General features: G+C 70.3%; 18 protein-coding genes. 13 read left to right on the top strand and 5 right to left on the bottom strand.

Annotation, left to right across the window (positions count from 1 at the left end):
* Positions 1 to 9: 9 nt before the first annotated feature.
* Positions 10 to 471, bottom strand: coding sequence for a histidine kinase (locus tag ACI3KX_RS09185; protein WP_404909487.1), 462 nt, complete (start codon positions 469 to 471; stop codon positions 10 to 12).
* 164 nt (positions 472 to 635) lie between these two features.
* Between ACI3KX_RS09185 and ACI3KX_RS09180 the strand changes: the two genes are divergently transcribed.
* The 8 genes from ACI3KX_RS09180 to ACI3KX_RS09145 all read left to right on the top strand — a co-directional run bounded on the left by ACI3KX_RS09180 (position 636) and on the right by ACI3KX_RS09145 (position 9,825).
* On the top strand, positions 636 to 761 hold the full coding sequence (locus ACI3KX_RS09180) for a hypothetical protein (RefSeq protein ID WP_349425805.1): 126 nt from the start codon (positions 636 to 638) through the stop codon (positions 759 to 761).
* A complete protein-coding gene (locus ACI3KX_RS09175) occupies positions 758 to 847 on the top strand; it encodes a potassium-transporting ATPase subunit F (RefSeq protein ID WP_404909486.1) in 90 nt (29 codons plus the stop codon). The genes ACI3KX_RS09180 and ACI3KX_RS09175 overlap by 4 nt, the downstream gene beginning before the upstream one ends.
* Positions 847 to 2,529 carry a potassium-transporting ATPase subunit KdpA gene (gene kdpA, locus ACI3KX_RS09170; RefSeq protein WP_404909485.1) on the top strand — a complete coding sequence of 561 codons (1,683 nt, stop codon included), beginning with the start codon at positions 847 to 849 and terminating at the stop codon, positions 2,527 to 2,529. Before ACI3KX_RS09175 ends, kdpA begins: the two co-directional genes overlap by 1 nt.
* Before the next feature lie 3 nt (positions 2,530 to 2,532).
* Complete coding sequence (gene kdpB, locus ACI3KX_RS09165) at positions 2,533 to 4,707, top strand: potassium-transporting ATPase subunit KdpB (RefSeq protein ID WP_404909484.1); 2,175 nt, start codon at positions 2,533 to 2,535, stop codon at positions 4,705 to 4,707.
* A gap of 26 nt (positions 4,708 to 4,733) precedes the next feature.
* Positions 4,734 to 5,345: a potassium-transporting ATPase subunit KdpC gene (gene kdpC, locus ACI3KX_RS09160; RefSeq protein WP_404909483.1), complete on the top strand. Its 612-nt coding sequence runs from the start codon at positions 4,734 to 4,736 to the stop codon at positions 5,343 to 5,345.
* 89 nt (positions 5,346 to 5,434) lie between these two features.
* Positions 5,435 to 7,960: a DUF4118 domain-containing protein gene (locus tag ACI3KX_RS09155; protein WP_404909482.1), complete on the top strand. Its 2,526-nt coding sequence runs from the start codon at positions 5,435 to 5,437 to the stop codon at positions 7,958 to 7,960.
* A 10-nt stretch (positions 7,961 to 7,970) separates the two neighbouring features.
* Positions 7,971 to 8,660 carry a response regulator gene (locus ACI3KX_RS09150; RefSeq protein WP_363356245.1) on the top strand — a complete coding sequence of 230 codons (690 nt, stop codon included), beginning with the start codon at positions 7,971 to 7,973 and terminating at the stop codon, positions 8,658 to 8,660.
* A 202-nt stretch (positions 8,661 to 8,862) separates the two neighbouring features.
* Positions 8,863 to 9,825: a hypothetical protein gene (locus ACI3KX_RS09145; RefSeq protein ID WP_404909481.1), complete on the top strand. Its 963-nt coding sequence runs from the start codon at positions 8,863 to 8,865 to the stop codon at positions 9,823 to 9,825.
* 111 nt (positions 9,826 to 9,936) lie between these two features.
* Here ACI3KX_RS09145 and ACI3KX_RS09140 read toward each other — a convergent pair whose 3' ends face one another.
* The gene (locus tag ACI3KX_RS09140) at positions 9,937 to 10,839 is read right to left on the bottom strand and encodes a TerC family protein (RefSeq protein WP_349425798.1); all 903 of its coding nucleotides are present in this window, start codon (positions 10,837 to 10,839) and stop codon (positions 9,937 to 9,939) included.
* A 190-nt stretch (positions 10,840 to 11,029) separates the two neighbouring features.
* On the opposite strand from ACI3KX_RS09140, the gene ACI3KX_RS09135 reads away from it, so the two are divergent.
* The gene (locus ACI3KX_RS09135; RefSeq protein WP_404909523.1) at positions 11,030 to 12,151 is read left to right on the top strand and encodes a fatty acid desaturase family protein; all 1,122 of its coding nucleotides are present in this window, start codon (positions 11,030 to 11,032) and stop codon (positions 12,149 to 12,151) included.
* Positions 12,152 to 12,224: 73 nt separating this feature from the next.
* On the opposite strand, the gene ACI3KX_RS09130 is transcribed toward ACI3KX_RS09135, so the two are convergent.
* Genes ACI3KX_RS09130 through ACI3KX_RS09120 form a run of 3 tightly spaced genes read right to left on the bottom strand, consistent with a single transcriptional unit; the run spans position 12,225 to position 14,507 of the window.
* Positions 12,225 to 13,103 (bottom strand): alpha/beta fold hydrolase, encoded by an 879-nt coding sequence (locus ACI3KX_RS09130; protein WP_404909480.1) that lies wholly within the window; start codon positions 13,101 to 13,103, stop codon positions 12,225 to 12,227.
* A 20-nt stretch (positions 13,104 to 13,123) separates the two neighbouring features.
* Positions 13,124 to 14,104, bottom strand: coding sequence for an SRPBCC domain-containing protein (locus ACI3KX_RS09125; protein ID WP_404909479.1), 981 nt, complete (start codon positions 14,102 to 14,104; stop codon positions 13,124 to 13,126).
* Between the two features lies 1 nt (position 14,105).
* On the bottom strand, positions 14,106 to 14,507 hold the full coding sequence (locus tag ACI3KX_RS09120; protein WP_404909478.1) for an ArsR/SmtB family transcription factor: 402 nt from the start codon (positions 14,505 to 14,507) through the stop codon (positions 14,106 to 14,108).
* 172 nt (positions 14,508 to 14,679) lie between these two features.
* Between ACI3KX_RS09120 and purL the strand changes: the two genes are divergently transcribed.
* The 4 genes from purL to ACI3KX_RS09100 form a co-directional block, all read left to right on the top strand.
* A complete protein-coding gene (purL, locus tag ACI3KX_RS09115; RefSeq protein WP_404909477.1) occupies positions 14,680 to 17,013 on the top strand; it encodes a phosphoribosylformylglycinamidine synthase subunit PurL in 2,334 nt (777 codons plus the stop codon).
* Positions 17,014 to 17,118: 105 nt separating this feature from the next.
* Positions 17,119 to 17,256 carry a hypothetical protein gene (locus tag ACI3KX_RS09110; RefSeq protein WP_204260058.1) on the top strand — a complete coding sequence of 46 codons (138 nt, stop codon included), beginning with the start codon at positions 17,119 to 17,121 and terminating at the stop codon, positions 17,254 to 17,256.
* Positions 17,257 to 17,412: 156 nt separating this feature from the next.
* The gene (locus ACI3KX_RS09105) at positions 17,413 to 18,219 is read left to right on the top strand and encodes a hypothetical protein (RefSeq protein WP_404909476.1); all 807 of its coding nucleotides are present in this window, start codon (positions 17,413 to 17,415) and stop codon (positions 18,217 to 18,219) included.
* A 39-nt stretch (positions 18,220 to 18,258) separates the two neighbouring features.
* A partial coding sequence (locus ACI3KX_RS09100; protein WP_404909475.1) for a hypothetical protein occupies positions 18,259 to 19,048 on the top strand: 790 nt, incomplete at its 3' end.

The following is a 19,048-nucleotide window of genomic DNA, read 5'->3' as shown; positions in this document are numbered from 1 at the left end:
CCCCCTTCATCAGCGCACCCAGCCGGTGTACGACGAGCTCGCGTGCACCAGAGCGCCGGGCGCGGGATCGAGCGACGTCATCACGGCGCGCACGACGCTGCGCCTGCCGGACTCGCTCAAGACGCGCGCCGTGGCGTCATCGGCGTCGTCGGCCTGCCCCGCGGTGGCACCCGTCGCCAGCGCGATGGGTCCGCTGGTGGCCACGGCCGTCTCGACGGCCGATTCCGCTTCGGGGCGCGAGACGATGAAGTCGACCTCGCGGCCGCGCAGGCGCACGTCGACAGATCCGGGCGCGAGCTGGCGGGTGACCTCGCCCGCCGCCTCGGACAGCGCTTCGAGGATGGCCAGGCGGGCCGCCGGCCCCAGTGCCGCCGCGAGTCGCTCCGCGATCTCGGCGGTCTCGGCGCCGCCGGCGGACGCGGCAGCGGCGAGCTGACGCTGGAGCTCCTCGACGTGCGGAGTGATCTGCATGACGTCATGCTGACACCACTCTGACGTCACGTCAACGTCGATGCTCGCCGTGTCAGGGGATCGTGAGGGCCCGCACGCAGGACGTTCGGATTCCGTGAGGACGGCGCCCGCGACGCGGGCGAGGGAGTTGCATCGAATCCGGGTCCGCTGCACCGCGGACCGCCGTGCGGCGTCGCCGCCGGATCGCACCCACCCGGGGAGTCCCTGTGCTCGATGTCATCTACCTCGTCGCGACGCTCGCGCTGTTCGCGCTCGTCGGCCTGATCGCGAAGGGAGCGGAGAGACTGTGATCGTCTTCTCGCTCGTGGGGGCCGTCCTGGGCATCGCCGCGATCATCTACCTCGTCGTCGCGCTCGTGATGCCCGAGAGGTTCTGATGGACTCCGCCACCGTATGGACCGGCATCCTCCAGATCGCCACGGTCTTCCTCATCCTCGCGCTCCTGTACCGCCCGCTCGGCGACGGGATCGCCCGCATCTACACCGCCGACAAGAACTGGCGCGTCGAGCGCGGCGCGTATCGACTGATGGGCGTGGACCCGGGGTCCGAGCAGACGTGGCAGGCCTACGTCCGCGGCGTCCTGGCCTTCTCGGCGGTCGGCGTGCTCTTCGTGTACGCGCTGCAGCGCTTCCAGGGCGTGCTGCCCTACTCCCTCGGCCTGCCCGCCGTGCCCGAGGGTCTCGCCTTCAACACCGCGGTGTCGTTCGTCACCAACACCAACTGGCAGTCGTACTCCCCCGAGCTGACGCTGGGGTACACGGTGCAGCTCGCAGGACTGGCGGTGCAGAACTTCGTCTCGGCCGCCGTCGGCATCTCGGTCGCGATCGCGCTCGTGCGCGGGTTCTCACGCCGCGGATCGGCGACCATCGGCAACTTCTGGGTCGACCTCACGCGCGGCATCACCCGGCTGCTGCTGCCACTCGCCCTGCTCTCGGCTATCGCGCTGATGATCGCGGGAGTGGTCCAGAACTTCAACGGCTTCACCGAGGTGGGAACGATCACCGGCGGCACGCAGCTGATCCCCGGCGGACCGGTCGCGTCGCAGGAGGCGATCAAGGAGCTCGGCACGAACGGCGGCGGCTTCTTCAACGCCAACTCCGCGCACCCGTTCGAGAACCCGACTCCCTGGTCGAGCGTGCTCGAGATCCTGCTGCTCCTGGCGATCCCTGTCGCCCTCCCGCGCGCGTTCGGCCGCATGGTGGGCGACAACCGGCAGGGCTACGCGATCCTCGCCGCCATGGGCTCGATCGCGGTCGTGTCGATCGCCGCGGTGACCTGGCTCGAGTCGCTGGGCCTCGGCACCGCACCGCAGCTCGCGGGCTCGGCGATGGAAGGCAAGGAGGTCCGCTTCGGCATCTTCGGCTCGACGCTGTTCGCCGGCGCCACCACACTGACCTCGACGGGTGCCGTCAACTCGATGCACGACTCGTACACGGCCCTCGGCGGCATGATCCCGATGATCAACATGATGCTCGGCGAGATCGCCCCCGGCGGCGTCGGATCGGGCCTCTACGGCATGCTCGTGCTCGCCGTCATCGCCGTGTTCGTCGGGGGCCTGCTCGTCGGACGCACGCCCGAGTACCTGGGCAAGAAGATCGGCCCGACCCAGATCAAGCTCGCGAGCCTGTACATCCTGGTCACGCCGACGCTCGTGCTGACCGGCACCGCGCTGAGCTTCGCGATCCCCGGGATCCGCGACGACGTCGAGTCGACGTCGATCTGGAACCCGGGCGTGCACGGGCTCGGAGAGGTGCTCTACGCGTTCACCTCGGCGGCCAACAACAACGGGTCGGCCTTCGCGGGGCTCACGGCGAACACGCCGTGGCTGAACACCGCGCTCGGCGTCGCGATGCTGCTCGGGCGGTTCATCCCGATCGTGCTGGTGCTGGCGCTGGCCGGCTCGCTCGCCGCCCAGAAGTCCGTGCCCTCCACCATGGGCACACTCCCCACCCATCGTCCGCAGTTCGTCGGCCTGCTGGCCGTCGTCGCGGTCGTCATCACCGCACTCACGTATTTCCCCGTTCTCACGCTGGGTCCCCTGGCGGAAGGGCTCGTCTGACTCATGTCCACCACCATCACTCCCGGAACCTCCACCGGCACCGGCCCGATCCCGGGCACCATCGTCCCCAAGCCCTCCCGCGCTCGAGCCTTCAGCTGGGCGCAGCTGTGGGCCGCCCTGCCGGGCGCGCTGCGCAAGCTGAACCCGGCCGCGCTGTGGCGCAACCCCGTCATGTTCCTGGTGTGGGTCGGTGCGGCGCTGACGACGGTGATCGCGATCGCCGAGCCGTTCCTCGGGGGGCCCGAGTCCTCGGGCGGCACCGCCGTCCCCTTCGGGTTCACCTGGGGCATCGCGGTGTGGCTGTGGCTCACCGTGCTGTTCGCGAATCTCGCCGAGTCCGTGGCCGAGGGGCGCGGCAAGGCGCAGGCGGCGACGCTGCGCAAGACCCGCACCTCCACCATGGCGCGCCGAGTGACCGCCTACGACGAGAAGACGGATGCCGCGGCCGACTATGCCGAGACGGTCGAGGCCGCGTCCTCCGACCTGACGCTCGGCGACATCGTCATCGTCACCGCCGGAGAGCTGATCCCGGGTGACGGCGACATCGTGCACGGCATCGCCACGGTCGACGAATCGGCCATCACAGGCGAGTCCGCACCGGTCGTGCGGGAGTCCGGCGGCGACCGCAGCGCCGTCACCGGCGGCACCCGCGTCCTGTCGGACCGCATCGTGGTGCGCATCACGTCGAAGCCCGGCGAGACCTTCGTCGATCGCATGATCGCCCTCGTCGAGGGCGCGAGCCGCCAGAAGACGCCCAACGAGATCGCCCTGAACATCCTGCTCGCGAGCCTGTCGATCGTGTTCGTGATCGTGGTGCTCACGCTCAACCCGATCGCGTCGTACGCGGCGGCGCCCGTCAGCATCCCGGTGCTCGTCGCGCTGCTCGTGTGCCTCATCCCCACCACGATCGGCGCGCTGCTGTCGGCGATCGGCATCGCCGGCATGGACCGTCTCGTACAGCGCAACGTCCTCGCGATGTCGGGCCGCGCCGTCGAGGCCGCCGGAGACGTCACGACCCTCCTGCTCGACAAGACGGGGACCATCACATACGGCAACCGCCGGGCATCGGACTTCGTCACGATGCCCGGCGCGTCAGACGAGGAACTCGCCCGCGCCGCCGCACTCTCGTCGCTGGCCGACCCGACCCCCGAGGGCGTCTCGGTGGTGGAGCTCGCCGCGGTCCGCAGCATCCATGTCACCGCGCCCGACGGCGCCACCAGCGTGCCCTTCACAGCGCAGACCCGCATGAGCGGCGTCGACCTGGCAGACGGCACGCAGGTGCGCAAGGGCGCCGGTTCGGCGGTGCTCGCGTGGCTGGAGGCATCCGGATCCCCCGTGGTGCCCGCGACCCGCGCACAGCTGATCAGCGAGACCGACGCCATCGCCGAGTCAGGAGGGACCCCTCTGGTGGTCGCGATGCTCGGGGCCGACGGCACCGGGCGTGTGCTCGGCGTCGTGCACCTCAAGGACATCGTCAAGGACGGCCTGCGCGCACGATTCGCCGAGCTGCGCGAGATGGGCATCCGCACGGTCATGATCACCGGTGACAACCCGCTGACGGCACGCGCGATCGCCAAGGAGGCCGGTGTGGACGATTACCTCGCCGAGGCCACGCCCGAAGACAAGCTCGCGCTCATCAGGCGCGAGCAGGAGGGTGGCAACCTCGTCGCGATGACCGGCGACGGCACCAACGACGCTCCCGCGCTCGCGCAGGCCGACGTCGGGGTGGCGATGAACACGGGCACGTCGGCCGCGAAGGAGGCCGGCAACATGGTCGACCTCGACTCCGACCCGACGAAGCTCATCGACATCGTGCGCATCGGCAAGCAGCTGCTCATCACGCGCGGCGCGCTGACGACGTTCTCGCTGGCCAACGACATCGCCAAGTACTTCGCGATCATCCCCGCGATGTTCATGGGGATCTTCCCCGGGCTCGCCGCGCTGAACATCATGCAGCTCAGCTCTCCGGCATCCGCCGTCACGAGCGCCATCATCTTCAACGCGATCGTCATCGTGATCCTCATCCCGCTGGCGCTGCGCGGCGTGAAATACCGCCCGGCGAGCGCCTCGCAGATCCTCAGCCGCAACCTGCTCGTCTACGGCCTGGGAGGCGTGATCGCCCCCTTCATCGGCATCAAGGCCATCGACCTCGTCGTGAGCCTCATCCCGGGCTTCTGAGCCTTCGAGCCCGACAGGAGACGCACATGTCCATCACCACCCGCACCACCGTTCGCACGACGGGCGTGGCGCTGCGCGCCATGCTCGTGTTCACCCTCGCGCTGGGGGTCGGCTACACACTGCTGGTCACCGGCATCGGGCAGCTGGCGCTGCCCTGGCAGGCCAACGGCTCGGTCGTGACTGCCGGCGACGAGCCGGTCGGCTCCGCGCTCATCGGGCAGTCGTTCACGGATGCCGACGGCAACGCGCTGCCGGAGTACTTCCAGTCCCGCCCCTCGGCGGCCGGCGACGGCTACGACGGCGGAGCCTCGAGCGGCTCCAACCTGGGTCCGGAGAACGCGGACCTCGTCGCCGCGATCGAGGAGCGCAAGGCCGCGATCGCCGAGCTCGAGGGCGTCGACGTGTCGGAGGTCCCGGCCGATGCCGTCACCGCATCGGCCTCGGGCCTGGACCCGCACATCAGCCCGGCGTACGCCCTGCTGCAGGTGCCGCGCGTCGCCGCCGCGCGCGGAATCGACGAGAACGAGGTGCGCAGCGTGGTCGAGTCGCACATCCAGCAGCGCGACCTCGGCTTCCTCGGCGAGCCCCGCGTGAACGTCGTCGAGCTCAACCTCGCCCTCGATGCGCTGGCGCAGTGACCGCTCCCCTGTCACAGATGGCGGGCCGCGGGCACAGATCGTGACAGGCGAGCGGACATCGGGCAGGACGGCGGACATAAGGTGACCACATGAAGCGCGGCAAGCTGCGGGTGCTGCTCGGGGCGGCGCCCGGCGTCGGCAAGACGTACGAGATGCTCGAAGAGGGCCGCCGTCTCGCGGACGGCGGCCGGGATGTCGTCGTCGCCGTCGTCGAGACGCACGGTCGCGCCGCCACCGCCGCGCTGGTCGACGGCCTCCCCGTCGTCCCTCGCGCCATCGTCTCGCACCGCGGGGTGGAGCTGACCGACATGGATCTCGAGGGCGTGCTGGAGCGGCATCCCGAGATCGCGCTGGTCGACGAGCTCGCCCACACCAACGCCCCCGGGCTGCCGCACCACAAGCGGTGGCAGGACGTCGACGCCCTCCTCGACGCCGGCATCGACGTCATCACGACCGTCAACGTGCAGCACATCGAGTCGCTCGGCGGCGTGGTCGAGCAGATCACGGGCGTCGCCCAGCAGGAGACGGTTCCGGATGCCGTCGTCCGGGCCGCCGACCAGGTCGAGGTCGTCGACCTCTCGCCGCAGTCGCTGCGCGACCGCCTGTCGGCGGGGCTCGTCTATCCGGCGGAACGGATCGACGCCGCGCTGTCGAACTACTTCCGGCTGGGCAACCTGACCGCGCTGCGCGAACTCGCGCTGCTGTGGCTCGCCGACGAGGTCGACAGCGCACTGCGGTCGTACCGCGCCGAGCACGGCATCGAAGGCGCATGGCAGGCGCGCGAACGAGTGGTCGTCGCCCTCACCGGCGGTTCGGAGGGCGAGACGCTGCTGCGACGCGGCGCCCGCATCGCAGCGCGGTCGGCGGGCGGCGAGCTGCTCGCGGTGCACGTCTCGAGCCAGGACGGCCTGCGCTCGGGCGATCCGGGCGCCCTCGCCGTGCAGCGGGCGCTGGTCGAGTCCCTCGGGGGCACGTACCACCAGGTCATCGGCGACGACGTCCCCCGTGCGCTCGTCGACTTCGCGCGCTCCGTGAATGCGACGCAGCTCGTCATCGGCGTGAGCCGCCGCGGCCGGCTGATGGCGGCATTGACCGGTCCCGGCATCGGGGCGACGGTGATCCGCGAGTCCGGCGACATCGACGTGCACATGGTGACCCACGCCGCCGCGGGCGACCGGTTCCGGCTGCCGCGCATCACCGGCGGCGCCCTGAGCGTCAAGCGCCGCCTGCTCGGCTTCCTGCTCGCGCTCGTCGGCGGGCCGCTGCTGACGTGGCTGCTGGTCTCGATCCGCAACGAGGACACGATCACCAGCGACGTGCTCGCCTACCAGCTGCTCGTCGTGCTCGTATCGCTCGTCGGCGGCATCTGGCCCGCCGTGTTCGCCGCCGTGATGTCGGCGTTCACGCTCAACTACTTCTTCGTCGAGCCGTACTACACCGTCACCATCGCGGACACGCGGAACGTCTGGGCCCTGATCCTCTACGTCCTGATCGCCGTGCTCGTGAGCTTCATCGTCGACCGTGCCGCACGTGCCGCTCGCGCCGCACGGCGTGCGGAGGCCGAGGCGGAGCTGCTCGCGAACGTCGCCGGCAGTGTGCTGCGGGGCGAGTCGGCGGTGCCCGCACTCATCAGCCGCACCCGCGAATCGCTCGGGCTCGCCGGGGTGCGACTCGTCGACGCCGACGGCACCGTCGTCGCCACCGACGGCGAACCCGTGCGCGACGGACGCTACGACGCGGTCACGGTGGCCCGACGCAACGGCGGCCCGCCCGCCATGCTCGAGCTGCACGGCCACACGCTCGACGCCTCCGCACGCCGCCTCATCGATGCCGTGGCCGCGCAGCTCTCGGCAGCCCTCGAGCACAGCGATCTCACCGCGACCGCGCGCGCGGCCGGCGCCCTGGCCGAGACCGACCAGGTGCGCAGCGCCCTCCTGTCGGCGGTGAGCCATGACCTCCGCCGCCCGCTCGCCGCCGCGGTGGCCGCCGTCGGCGGCCTGCGCGCTGCGGAGCCGAACCTCTCGCCCGACGACCGCGCCGAGCTGATCGCCACCGCCGACGAGTCCCTCGCCACCTTGTCGGCGCTGGTCACCGACCTGCTCGACGTCAGCCGCGTGCAGGCGGGAGTGCTCGCGGTCTCGCTCCAGTCCGTGGACAGCGCCGGCGTCGTGCTCGCCGCGCTCGACGAACTGGGTGCGGGACCCGACAGGTTCGAGCTCGCCCTGGATCCCGACCTTCCGCCGCTGGCGGCGGATCCCGTGCTGCTGCAGCGCGTGCTCGTGAACGTGCTGTCGAACGCTGCGCGTCACGCGCCCGGGGGCACCCGCGTCCGCGTGGCGACCAGTCGTCTCGGACACACGGCCGAGATCCGCGTCGTGGACCACGGCAGCGGCGTGTCGCCCGAGCGCCGCGACGACATGTTCACTCCGTTCCAGCGACTCGGCGACACCGACAACACCGCAGGTCTCGGTCTCGGACTCGCCCTGTCCAGGGGCTTCACCGAGGGCATGGGCGGTACGCTCACCCCCGAGGACACGCCCGGAGGAGGCCTGACGATGGTCATCGCGCTCCCCGTGGCCGACCCGATCCCCGCCGAAGAGAGGCCGCTCTCATGAAGTTCCTGTCGTGAAGGTCCTCATCGCCGACGATGATCCGCAGCTCGTCCGGGCCCTCCGCATCACCCTCGCCGCCCACGGCTACGAGGTGGTGGCGGCGCCCGATGGCGCCGCGGCGGTCGCGCTGGCGGCGAAGGAGCACCCTGAGATCGTGATGGTGGATCTCGGGATGCCGCGGCTCGACGGCGTCCAGGTCATCGAGGCGCTGCGAGGCTGGACTACTGCGCCCATCATCGTGGTGTCCGGGCGCACGGGCTCGGCCGACAAGGTGGAGGCGCTGGATGCCGGCGCGGACGATTACGTCACCAAGCCGTTCCAGATCGATGAGCTGCTCGCGCGTCTGCGCGCGCTGTCGCGGCGCCTGGGCGCGGCATCCGGAGTCCCCGTCGTGACCTTCGGCGACGTCGTCGTCGACCTCTCGACGAAGACCGTCACCCGCAGCGGCGAGCGCGTGCACCTGACGCCGACGGAATGGCGCATCCTCGAGTTCCTCGCTCGCAACCCCGGTTCGCTCGTGACGCGGCAGGCGCTGCTCAAGGACATCTGGGGCACCGAGCAGGTCGCCGACACCGGCTATCTGCGGCTGTACATCTCGCAGCTGCGCAAGAAGCTCGAGGCCGACCCCGCCCGTCCCGCGCACCTGCTGACGGAGTCCGGGATGGGCTACCGGCTGCTCACCGACACTCCCGACGCCGCCTGACGTCCCCGCAGCGACCCGGCCGCGACGCTCGCTCCACCGAAGCGAGCGCTGCAGTTCCCTGCGAACGCGGCGCCCCACGACAGCGCGCTCGCCGGAAACCGCCGCGATCGCGCCTCCTCCCCACGGGCAGCCGCTGACGCTTCCATCCACCGATGGGATCTGCGCGGCGATGCTCAGCGCACAGGGCGCGCAGCCTTGAGGGGTGTGGATCGACAGACCTCCGCTGACCACCGTCTTCCGCCGACGCGAGAACGACGGCGAGCCCGTGAACGACCGGAGACTGCGCGCACGCCTGGCGGGCGGTGAGATCGTCCGCATCGCGCGGGGTGCCTACGTCGAACGCGCCGAATGGGACCGTCTGACGCCGATGGCTCGGCACGCACAGCGGGTGTGGGAAGCCGGCGCCCGAGGGGCGAGTCCCTTCGTCGTGTCGCACTGGGCTGCGGCAGCGCTCCATGGCATCGACATGCTCGGGAGATGGCCGGCGACGGTCGACGTGAGCATCGACGCCGCCTCGGGCGGGAGGTCGAGCGGCGCGTTCCGCCGCCACGGTCGACCGCTGTCGGAGATCGAGACCAGTCCGTGGGAACGGCATGGCGTGACGACTCCGCTGCAGACTGCGGTCGACCTCTTGGCGTCCACACGATTCGTCGAGGGCGTCGTGGCAGCGGACCAGGCCCTGTGGAGCAGACGCCCGGGCGGGCCGCTGGTCGAGGCCGCCGCGCTGCGGGACCGCGCACACAGCGTCACAGGCCGCGGCTCGGCTCGCGCACCCCGGGCCGCCGACTTCGCGACGAGTCTCGCCGACAGCGTGCGCGAGTCGCAGAGCCGTGTGCTGATCGCATTGCTGGGCTTCCCGGAACCGGAACTGCAGGCTCGGTTCGTGCTCGCGGACGGCCGCGAGGCGTTCACCGACTTCTTCTGGCCGCAGCGTCGCCACATCGGCGAGTTCGACGGTGCGGGGAAGTATCGCGATCCGGCGCTTCTGAAGGGTCGGACTCCGGAGGAGGTCTTGTTGGCGGAGAAGGATCGGGAGGACGAGCTCCGCCGCCAGGTCACCGCATTCTCGCGCTGGCGGCTGCCCGCGCTGCGGTCGCCGAGGATGCTCTACGACATCCTGCACGGCGCCGGTCTGCCGACATCACGGCCTCGCCCAGGACGCTAGCCCCCGGCACGCGGGCGCTGCAGTTCCCTGCGAGCGCGGCGCCACGCGACAGCGCGCTCGCCGGAAACTGCCGCGGTCGCGAGCGCGAGCGCCGCAGCCCGGAGCCCCGGGTCAGCCGAGTCCCTGGCGCTCCTCGTCGGCGCCGGGAGCGGCATCCCCCGCCACGGGCTTGGACGACAGGCCCACCGAGCCGGCGTGCGGGTCCTTCGACAGCGCGGCCGCCACGGCGACCGACTCGTCGGCGTCGGGGTACTGCGGTCGCAGCTGCACGGCGGACTGGCGCTTCTGCTCGCGCTTGGCCCTGCGGGCCGCGTAGGTGAGGTTCAGCGCCTCGACGAGGATCGCGAAAGCCATCGGCGCGTAGATGAAGGCCTTGTCGATGTGCACGCCGAAGCCCTCGGCCACCAGGAACACGCCGATGAGGAGGAGGAACGACAGCGCCAGCATCTTCACCGTGGGGTGCTTGTTGACGAACGAGAAGATGAAGCGGGCGGCGAACAGCATGATTCCGAACGAGAGCACGACGACGGTGATGATCACGACGAGGTTCTCGGTCATGCCGACGGCGGTGATCACCGAGTCGAGCGAGAAGACGATGTCGAGCGCGAGGATCTGCGCGAGCACCGCCCCGAAGGTGACAGCCTTGCGCCCGGAGCCGCCGTGCTCCTCTTCGGCGCCCTCGAGCTTGTGGTGGATCTCGGTCACGGCCTTGTAGACCAGGAAGAGGCCTCCCGCGATGAGGATGAGGTCCTTCCACGAGAACCCGAGCCCCCACAGCACGAAGATCTCATCCTTGAGCGTGATGATCCATCCGGCGAAGAGCACCAGGATCACGCGGATCACCATCGCCAGCGTCAGACCGAGGTTGCGGGCCTTCGCCTGCTGCTCCTTCGGCAGCTTCGACGCGAGGATCGAGATGAAGATGACGTTGTCGACGCCGAGAACCACCTCGAGGACGAACAATGTGACGAACACCGCGATCAGATCGGGCGTGAAAGCGAAGGAGAAGTCCACGCGGCTATCGTATGCGGCCGTGTCCACCGGCTGCTGAGACGGTGCTCCTGGGGATGGCCCCCGAACATGCTGGGGATCGTCACCCTATTCCCCCGCGGCCATATGCACCTGCGTAGTGTGGGCCCTAGCGATCGGCATCCGCCTGTCTCTCCGCGTCGACCAGGGTCGGCATCCGACCAGAGCAGGTGCCATCATCGCCACCATCACCGCTGTCGCACCCGAGGCTGCCCGTCTGGGCCCGGTCCGCCAGACCTATGCCGGGACCGAGACCTTCCCGCCTGTCGCGCGGGCCTACACCGAGGTCTCCCAGGTCGTGCGCGAGACCGGTCTGCTGCAGAGGGCGCGCTGGTTCTACGCGATCGTCGGCGGGGCACTGGTGCTCGCGCTCGGCGGGGCGATCACCGGCTTCATCCTGCTCGGCGACACCTGGTACCAGCTCCTGATCGCCGCCGCGCTCGGAATCATCTTCACCCAGGTGGCATTCCTCGCCCACGAGGCCGCGCACCGGCAGATCCTGGTGTCAGGACCGTCGAACGACCGTCTCGGCCGCTTCCTAGCCGCGGGGATCGTGGGCATCAGCCTCTCCTGGTGGAACAACAAGCACAATCGCCACCACGCCAACCCCAACCGCGTTGGCAAGGACCCCGACATCGAGGTCGACACCATCCGGTTCCTCGAAGAGGATGCCGCGAAGGTGAGCCGCCTCGGCGCGCTGATCACGCGCAAGCAGGGATGGCTCTTCTTCCCGCTGTTGACGCTCGAGGGACTGAACCTTCACGCGCTGGGCCTCAAGCACCTCTTCTCGCGCGGCGAGGTCAAGGGCCGCTGGATCGAGCTCTCGCTGATCGCACTGCGCTTCTCGCTGTACCTCACCCCGCTCTTCCTCTTCCTGCCGATCGGCATGGCCTTCGCCTTCCTCGGCGTGCAGCTGGCCGTCTTCGGGGTCTACATGGGCGCCTCGTTCGCACCGAACCACAAGGGGATGCCGATCATCGCGGCCGACGCGAAGCTCGACTTCTTCTCGAAGCAGGTGCGCACCTCGCGCAACATCCGCGGCGGCTGGTGGGCGACCGCCCTCATGGGGGGCCTCAACTACCAGGTCGAGCACCACCTCTTCCCGAGCATGGCACGGCCGTACCTCGCGAAGACCCGCGAGATCGTCATGGAGCAGTGCCGCACGCGAGGCGTGCCCTACACCGAGACCAGCCTGATCCAGTCGTACGGCATCGTCATCGCATACCTGAACCGCGTCGGCCTCTCGGCCCGCGACCCGTTCGACTGCCCGATGGTGAACCGCTTCCGCACCGTCTGAGCAGACATGCATGAAAGCGGGGGACGGATGCTGCGGCATCCGTCCCCCGCTTCTTTGCGGGCCGCAGTGGCGATCAGTCGAGGACGTCGCGAAGGCGGGCGGCGAAGCCCGCCGGATCACCGGGGTACCCCGGCTGATCGGTGAAGCCTGCGTGGTGGCTGGGGAATTCGGTCACCTCCACGTCGAGCGCCGCCGCGACCGCGCGGGCGCCCCGCGCGGGGAGTGTGTCACCCGACTCGACGCCCGCCGCGATGACGAGTCGGTCGCCCAGGTCTCGCAGCGCGCCGACGTCGATGCGGTACGCGAGGGTCGCCGGCATGTTCCGCAGCAGCGGATTCGTACGGGCGCCGTCATCCTCGGCCGACATCCCGAACATCGCGGGGTCGGGCGCGGGTCCGTCGAGGTAGCCGTCAGGCACCGGTCCGTCGAGCATCACGAAGGGGATGAACTTCGCCATCGCGGCGCCATCGCCCTGCTCGGCGTAGGTGCGCTTCATGTCGGCGACCACGGCGAGCACCAGGTCGCGGTCGGGGAGATGCTCGGCGAGTGGCGGCTCGTGCGCGACGGCGATGCGCACGTCGTCCGGGTGGGCCGCGGCGAGCGCGAGCAGGTTCACCGCCCCACCACTGGTTCCGAAGGCATCGACGCGGCCGACGCCCAGCGCCGCGATGACGCGATGCAGGTCGGACGCGTGCTGCTCGACCGTGATGTCGGCGGTGCCGACGGGGTTGCGCCCGGCGCCGCGCGGGTCGTACGTCACCACCGGTCTATCCGTGATGCGCGCGGCGAGGAGTGCGAGTCCGCTCGCGTCCATCGGTGCGGCGAAGAGGAACAGCGCCGGCCGATCGACGGTCGCCTCGGTCAGGTCGCCGTGGATGTCGTAGGTGATCGCGTCATCTCCGGCGCCCACGACGTGGGTGGACACGGTGCGCGCGACGGTGTTCTCTGTCATCTTCGTCTCCCAGGCTCCGCTCACACCCCGGCGAGCACGCCCTCCAGGCGGGCGTAGCTGGCCTCCATGCCGTCGGTCATGCCGGTGGCGAGCACGATGTCGCGCGTCTCCTTGTCGGGGTACTCGATCAGCAGCGTGATGAGGGTCGCGCCGTCCTCCTCGTACAGGTTGAGGTCGTTGAGCGTCGACGGGTAGTCCGTGCCGGTCATGTGCTCAGTGGTGACCGCGCGGCGCGGCGCGTCCGACAGCAGGGTCTCGCCGTCGAATCCGAAGGCCTCGCCCTCGCCGCCCTCGACGGGCTCCCACTGGTAGCGGTAGCGACCGCCGACCTTCGGGTCGACCTCGCACACCGACATCCGCCAGCCGTCGGGTCCGAGCATCCACTTCTCGAGCAGCTCGGGCTCCTGGTGGGCGCGCCACACGAGATCGATCGGGCCTTCGATGAGCCGCGTGATCCGCACGTGGGTGTCGTCGAGGATCTCGGTCTGCGTGCCCCTGCCGGCGGCGTACGCCCGCAGTCCTTCGAGCACGCGGTCGAGCTGGTTGACCGCCATCGTGGCGCCCTCGATCATGCCCATGCCGACGACCTGCTCCAGCGCCTCGGCGGAGGTGAAGTAGGTGACGTTGCGCAGCTCGGACCCCTGCTCGGTGCCGTCGAAGCTGAACACCATGCGCGAGACCGGGAGATCGGTGTTCGGCGTGCCGTTCTCGTCGGCGAAGGCGTCGAGCACCTCGAACGAGCGCGGCTCGGCGACGGAGAGGAACTCCCACGAGCCGTAGGCCTTCTCGCCGCGCGGACTGGTCATGTGGTAGATCGCGCGCCCGCCCGGCGCGAAGTCGAACGAGGTGAAGGTGGCGGGCCACCCGGGAGGTCCCCAGAAGCGCTCGAGCTGGCGCGGATCGGTGAAGGCGTCCCAGACCCGCTCGACGGGCGCGGCGAACTGCGCCGTGAGCGTCATGGTGAGCGCTTCGGGGTCGGTGGTGACATCGGTGACGGGCATCTCATACTCCTTGCGTGTCGGTCTTATCAGTGCTGTCGGGGTCATCGGTGGGTGCTTCCGGGGCTGCGGCCGGTCCGGCGAGCAGGGCGTCGAGCCGGTCGATGCGCGATCGCCAGAGCTCTTCGTAGCGGGCGAGGAGCGCCCGTGCCCGGGCGATCATCGTGGGATCCGCTCGGACGAGACGCTCGCGGCCCTCGGCGCGCTTGATGATGAGGCCTGCGGCCTCGAGAACGGCCACGTGCTTCTGCACCGCCGCGAACGACATGTCGTAGTCGCGCGCCAGCGCCGAAACCGAGAGTTCGCCCTCGATCGTGCGGCGCAGGATGTCGCGCCGCGTGGACGCGGCGAGTGCGTGGAACACGCGGTCGATGTCATCATCGCTGAGCTCAATTCCTACAACCATTTGGTTGTAGGTTACGACGGATGCCGGCATCCGTCAACCCCCTCCTCCGTTCGCCTGTCGCAGAGCGGTGGGCCGAGAGCACACATGGTGACGGGCGAGCAGCGAGGAGGCTCTCGCGGCGAACTAGACTGGACGGGTCCGGCATCCCCCGAAATTTCTGGAGCTGAGCCGCGTGACCACCCCCTCTTCGACCGCTGTCGCCGATACCGTCGAGAACGCCACCGCCACGCCGGAGAAGGAGCAGCCGTACGCGGCGCTCGGTCTCAAGCCCGATGAGTACGACCGCATCCGCGAGATCCTCGGCCGCCGCCCGACGTCGGGCGAGCTGGCGATGTACTCCGTCATGTGGTCGGAGCACTGCTCCTACAAGTCCTCGAAGATCTACCTCCGCAAGTTCGGCGAGAAGGTCTCCGACGAGATGAAGACCCGCCTCATGGTGGGCATGGGCCAGAACGCCGGGGTCGTCGACATCGGCGAGGGCTGGGCGGTGACCTTCAAGGTCGAGTCGCACAACCACCCGAGCTACATCGAGCCGTTCCAGGGCGCCGCGACCGGCGTCGGCGGCATCGTCCGCGACATCATCTCGATGGGGGCGCGTCCGGTCGCCGTGATGGACCAGCTGCGCTTCGGCGCCATCGACAACCCCGACACGGCGCGCGTGGTGCACGGGGTCGTGAGCGGCATCTCGTTCTACGGCAACTGCCTGGGCCTGCCGAACATCGGCGGGGAGACCGTGTTCGACGCGGTCTACCAGGGCAACCCGCTCGTCAACGCGCTGGCGGTCGGCGTGCTGCGCCACGAGGACCTCAAGCTCGCCAACGCCACCGGCGCCGGCAACAAGGTCGTCCTCTTCGGCGCCCGCACCGGCGGCGACGGCATCGGCGGGGCATCCATCCTCGCCTCCGACACGTTCGCCGACGGCGGCCCGACCAAGCGCCCCGCGGTGCAGGTCGGCGACCCGTTCGCCGAGAAGGTGCTCATCGAGTGCTGCCTCGAGCTCTACCGGGACGAGCTGGTCGAGGCCATCCAGGACCTGGGCGCGGCCGGCATCTCGTGCGCCACGTCGGAGCTCGCCGCGAACGGCGGCTCGGGCATGCGCGTCGACCTCGAGAACGTGCTGCTGCGCGACCCCTCGCTCACGCCGGAGGAGATCCTCATGAGCGAGAGCCAGGAGCGCATGATGGCGATCGTCGCGCCCGAGAAGCTCGACGCCTTCCTCGAGGTCGTCGGCAAGTGGGACGTCGAGACCTCGGTGCTCGGCGAGGTGACCGGCGACGGACGCCTGCAGATCTTCTGGCACGGCGAGGAGATCGTGAACGTCGACCCGTCTACGGTCGCCGTCGACGGGCCCGTGTACGAGCGCCCGGTGGCGTACCCGACGTGGATCGACGCGCTGCGCGACGACTCGGCATCCGCTCTCCCCCGCCCCACCGACGCCGGGACCCTCCGCGACCAGTTCACGCGCCTCGTCGCGAGCCCCAACCTCGCCGACACGTCGTGGGTGACGAACCAGTACGACTACTACGTCATGGGCAACACGGCGCTGTCGTTCCCCGACGACGCCGGCATGATCCGCGTCGACGAGCACTCGGGCCTCGGCTTCGCGATCGCCACCGACTGCAACGGCCGCTACTGCCAGCTCGACCCGTACCAGGGCGCGAAGCTCGCCCTCGCCGAGGCGTATCGCAACGTCGCCGTCAGCGGCGCCGTGCCGACGGCGGTCACCGACTGCCTCAACTTCGGCTCGCCCGAGAACCCCGAGGTCATGTGGCAGTTCTCGCAGACCGTGGACGGTCTGTCGGACGGATGTCTCGAGCTCGGCGTCCCCGTCACCGGCGGCAACGTCTCGTTCTACAACCAGACCGGCGACCAGCCGATCTTCCCGACGCCTGTCGTGGGCGTGCTCGGGATCATCGACGACGTCGCGCGCCGCATCCCGTCGGGGTGGCAGGACGCGGGCGAGAACATCTACCTGCTCGGCGTCACCTCGACCGAGCTCTCGGGCTCGCAGTGGGCCGGCACGATCCACGACCACCTCGGCGGTCGCCCGCCGGCGGTGGACCTCGGTCAGGAGAAGAAGCTCGCCGAGCTGCTGCACGCGGCCGGTCAGCAGTCGCTCGTGTCGTCGGCGCACGACCTGTCGTCGGGCGGCCTCGCGCAGACCCTCGCGGAGGCCGTCATGCGCTTCGGCGTCGGCGCACGGGTGTGGCTGAACGAGATCCAGGAGCGGGACGGAGTGGATGCCGCGACCGCCCTGTTCTCGGAGTCGACGGGCCGCGTCATCGTGACCGTGCCGCGTGAGGACGACGTGAAGTTCCGCGGCCTGTGCGAAGGCCGGGGCTACCCGGTGCTGCGCATCGGCGTGACCGACTCTGCCGCGGACGGCGACGAGCCGGCGCTCGAGGTGCAGGGGCTGTTCACGCTGCCGCTCGCCGAGCTGCGCCGCCTGTCGACGTCGACCCTCCCCGACGCCTTCGGCCCGATCATCACCGAGCACACCGCCTGACCGATCCGAACCTGCTGTTCGGGGCGCATGACGTCCGTTCGGGGCGCGCGATGTGCGCCCCGAACGGGCGCGGTACGCCCCAAACCCGCCCACTAGACTGAGCGCATGGCGCCGGAAGACGACGAGTACAGCGGTTTCAACGACACCCGGCAGCGGCGCGTCAAGATCATCGCGTGGGTGACGATCGTCGCCCTCATCCTCGTCGGCGGCGGCGCCACGGTCTTCGCGCTCCTCTTCGGCTGATCCGTAGCGGGTCGCCCTGCACGGAGTTCGCAGGACATCGCGGATGCCGCAGCCTCCGCCCGCGATCCCGCGAGGTTCGCGCGATTCGGCGACGCCGGTGAAGGTGTCAGGAGATTCCCGGCGACAACCGCGCTATATCGCGATTACCATGGCACCGTGGAGCCGATCCTCCTGATCATGGCGAGCTGGTGGTGGATCGCTCCGGCCGCCGCCGGCGCCGGAGCGGCGACCTATGCCGGCCTGACGACGCGCAGCCGCCGAGCCCGAAGGCTCGAGCTCGATGCCGCGCGCCAGGAGGAATCCCTCGCCTACCGCGAGCTCGTCGCCGCGAAAGCGCGCGTGCGTACCGCGAGCGCCGACATGCTGACCGCGAAGTCCCGCGCCGGCGCCCCCTCGTTCCAGACGGGCGATGCGCGCCGCGAGCTGCTGGCCGCCAAGCAGGCCGAGAAGGCGGCCTCGCTCGCCCTTCGGGCCAGCCGGTCCCGCGTGAAGGCGGGGTACTCCCAGTACCGCGCGGCGACGTCGCACGATCCCCTCCCCATCGACGTGCTGTACGCCGCGCACGACGCGATCAACACCCGCTGGCTCGCCTACGAGACCGATGTCGACAAGGCGCTGGCGTATCCGCAGATGACCGACGTGCGGCATCCCGCGACCCTCGCGTTCCTGCGCGCGCAGCGCGAGGCTCTCGCCAAGCGCCCGACGCTGCGCGAGCGCGCGACGCCCCAGCAGTACCTCGAATACCGCGTGGCGGTGCGCCATCTCGAGTCCACGTTCGACGAGGCCGAGCGCCAGGCCGGAGTCGCCGGAGCGGCGCGCCCCGCGTCGCCCGCGGCGCCGGCCGCCGCCGGGCTCACCGCCGCGGCCGCGGTCATCGCCGAGATCGCCGACCGGCTGCCGACGCTGATCGCACGCATGCCGCCTCCGCGCGCCGGCGATCCGCGCGCTGACAGGGTGCCCTGAGCCCGACACAGCGGCGCACCAGGCGGTTAGCATGACAGAGTGCAGCCGATCCTCGATTTTCTCGGCGACTTCTGGTGGCTGGTCTTTCCTCTGATCGGCGTTGTCGGCATGGTCGGCAACGCCTGGGAGCGTGGTGCCCGCCGGCGCCACCAGCGCCGCATCGAAGTCATGCACGCGAAGGCCGAGCTCAAGGCCGCACAGGCGGCGGCGCGCGGCAAGGCCGTGGCCGCGGCATCCCTCCCACCGATCACCGGCCAGACGGCGGTGCCCGAGCCCACGGCGGCTCCGCGCGAGACCCAGGTCACGCAGCTCGAGCGGCTGTTCGCGACCCATGACGGCGTCACCGCGCGCTGGCTCGAGTACGAGCTCGATGTGGCGAAGATCATCGCCTTCCCGGCGATGAGCGATGGCCGTCAGCCCCTCACCGCAGCGTTCCTCCGTGCCAAGCGCATCGCCGACGGCCTGCGCCCGCCATCGCCGAAGGCGCGCCTGTCGAAGGAGCAGCTGGCCGAGTACCGCAACGCGGTGGCCGACTTCGAGGTGGCCTTCGACGTCGCCGAGCGCGATGCCCGGCGCCTGCGCGACTCGAGCTTCACCGAGGTCGAGCGCAAGCGGCTCGACACCGCGAAGAAGCTCCTCACCGTCGCGATCGACGAAGCAGCCACGCCGGCGGAGCGCCAGCTCGCGTACCGGCGCGTGCGCGAGGAGCTCGACGGACTCCTCTCGATCTCGGACGAGGCGATCGAGGTGCTCGAGAACAAGGTGATGCTCGAACTCGGACCGACCACGTCCACGACGACGGGCACCCCCTCCGCGACCACCACGACGG

Origin of the sequence: Microbacterium sp. ZW CA_36 (assembly GCF_044987475.1) — a bacterium.
Classification (GTDB): Bacteria; Actinomycetota; Actinomycetes; order Actinomycetales; family Microbacteriaceae; genus Microbacterium.
This window is presented reverse-complemented; position numbering and strand designations above follow the sequence as displayed.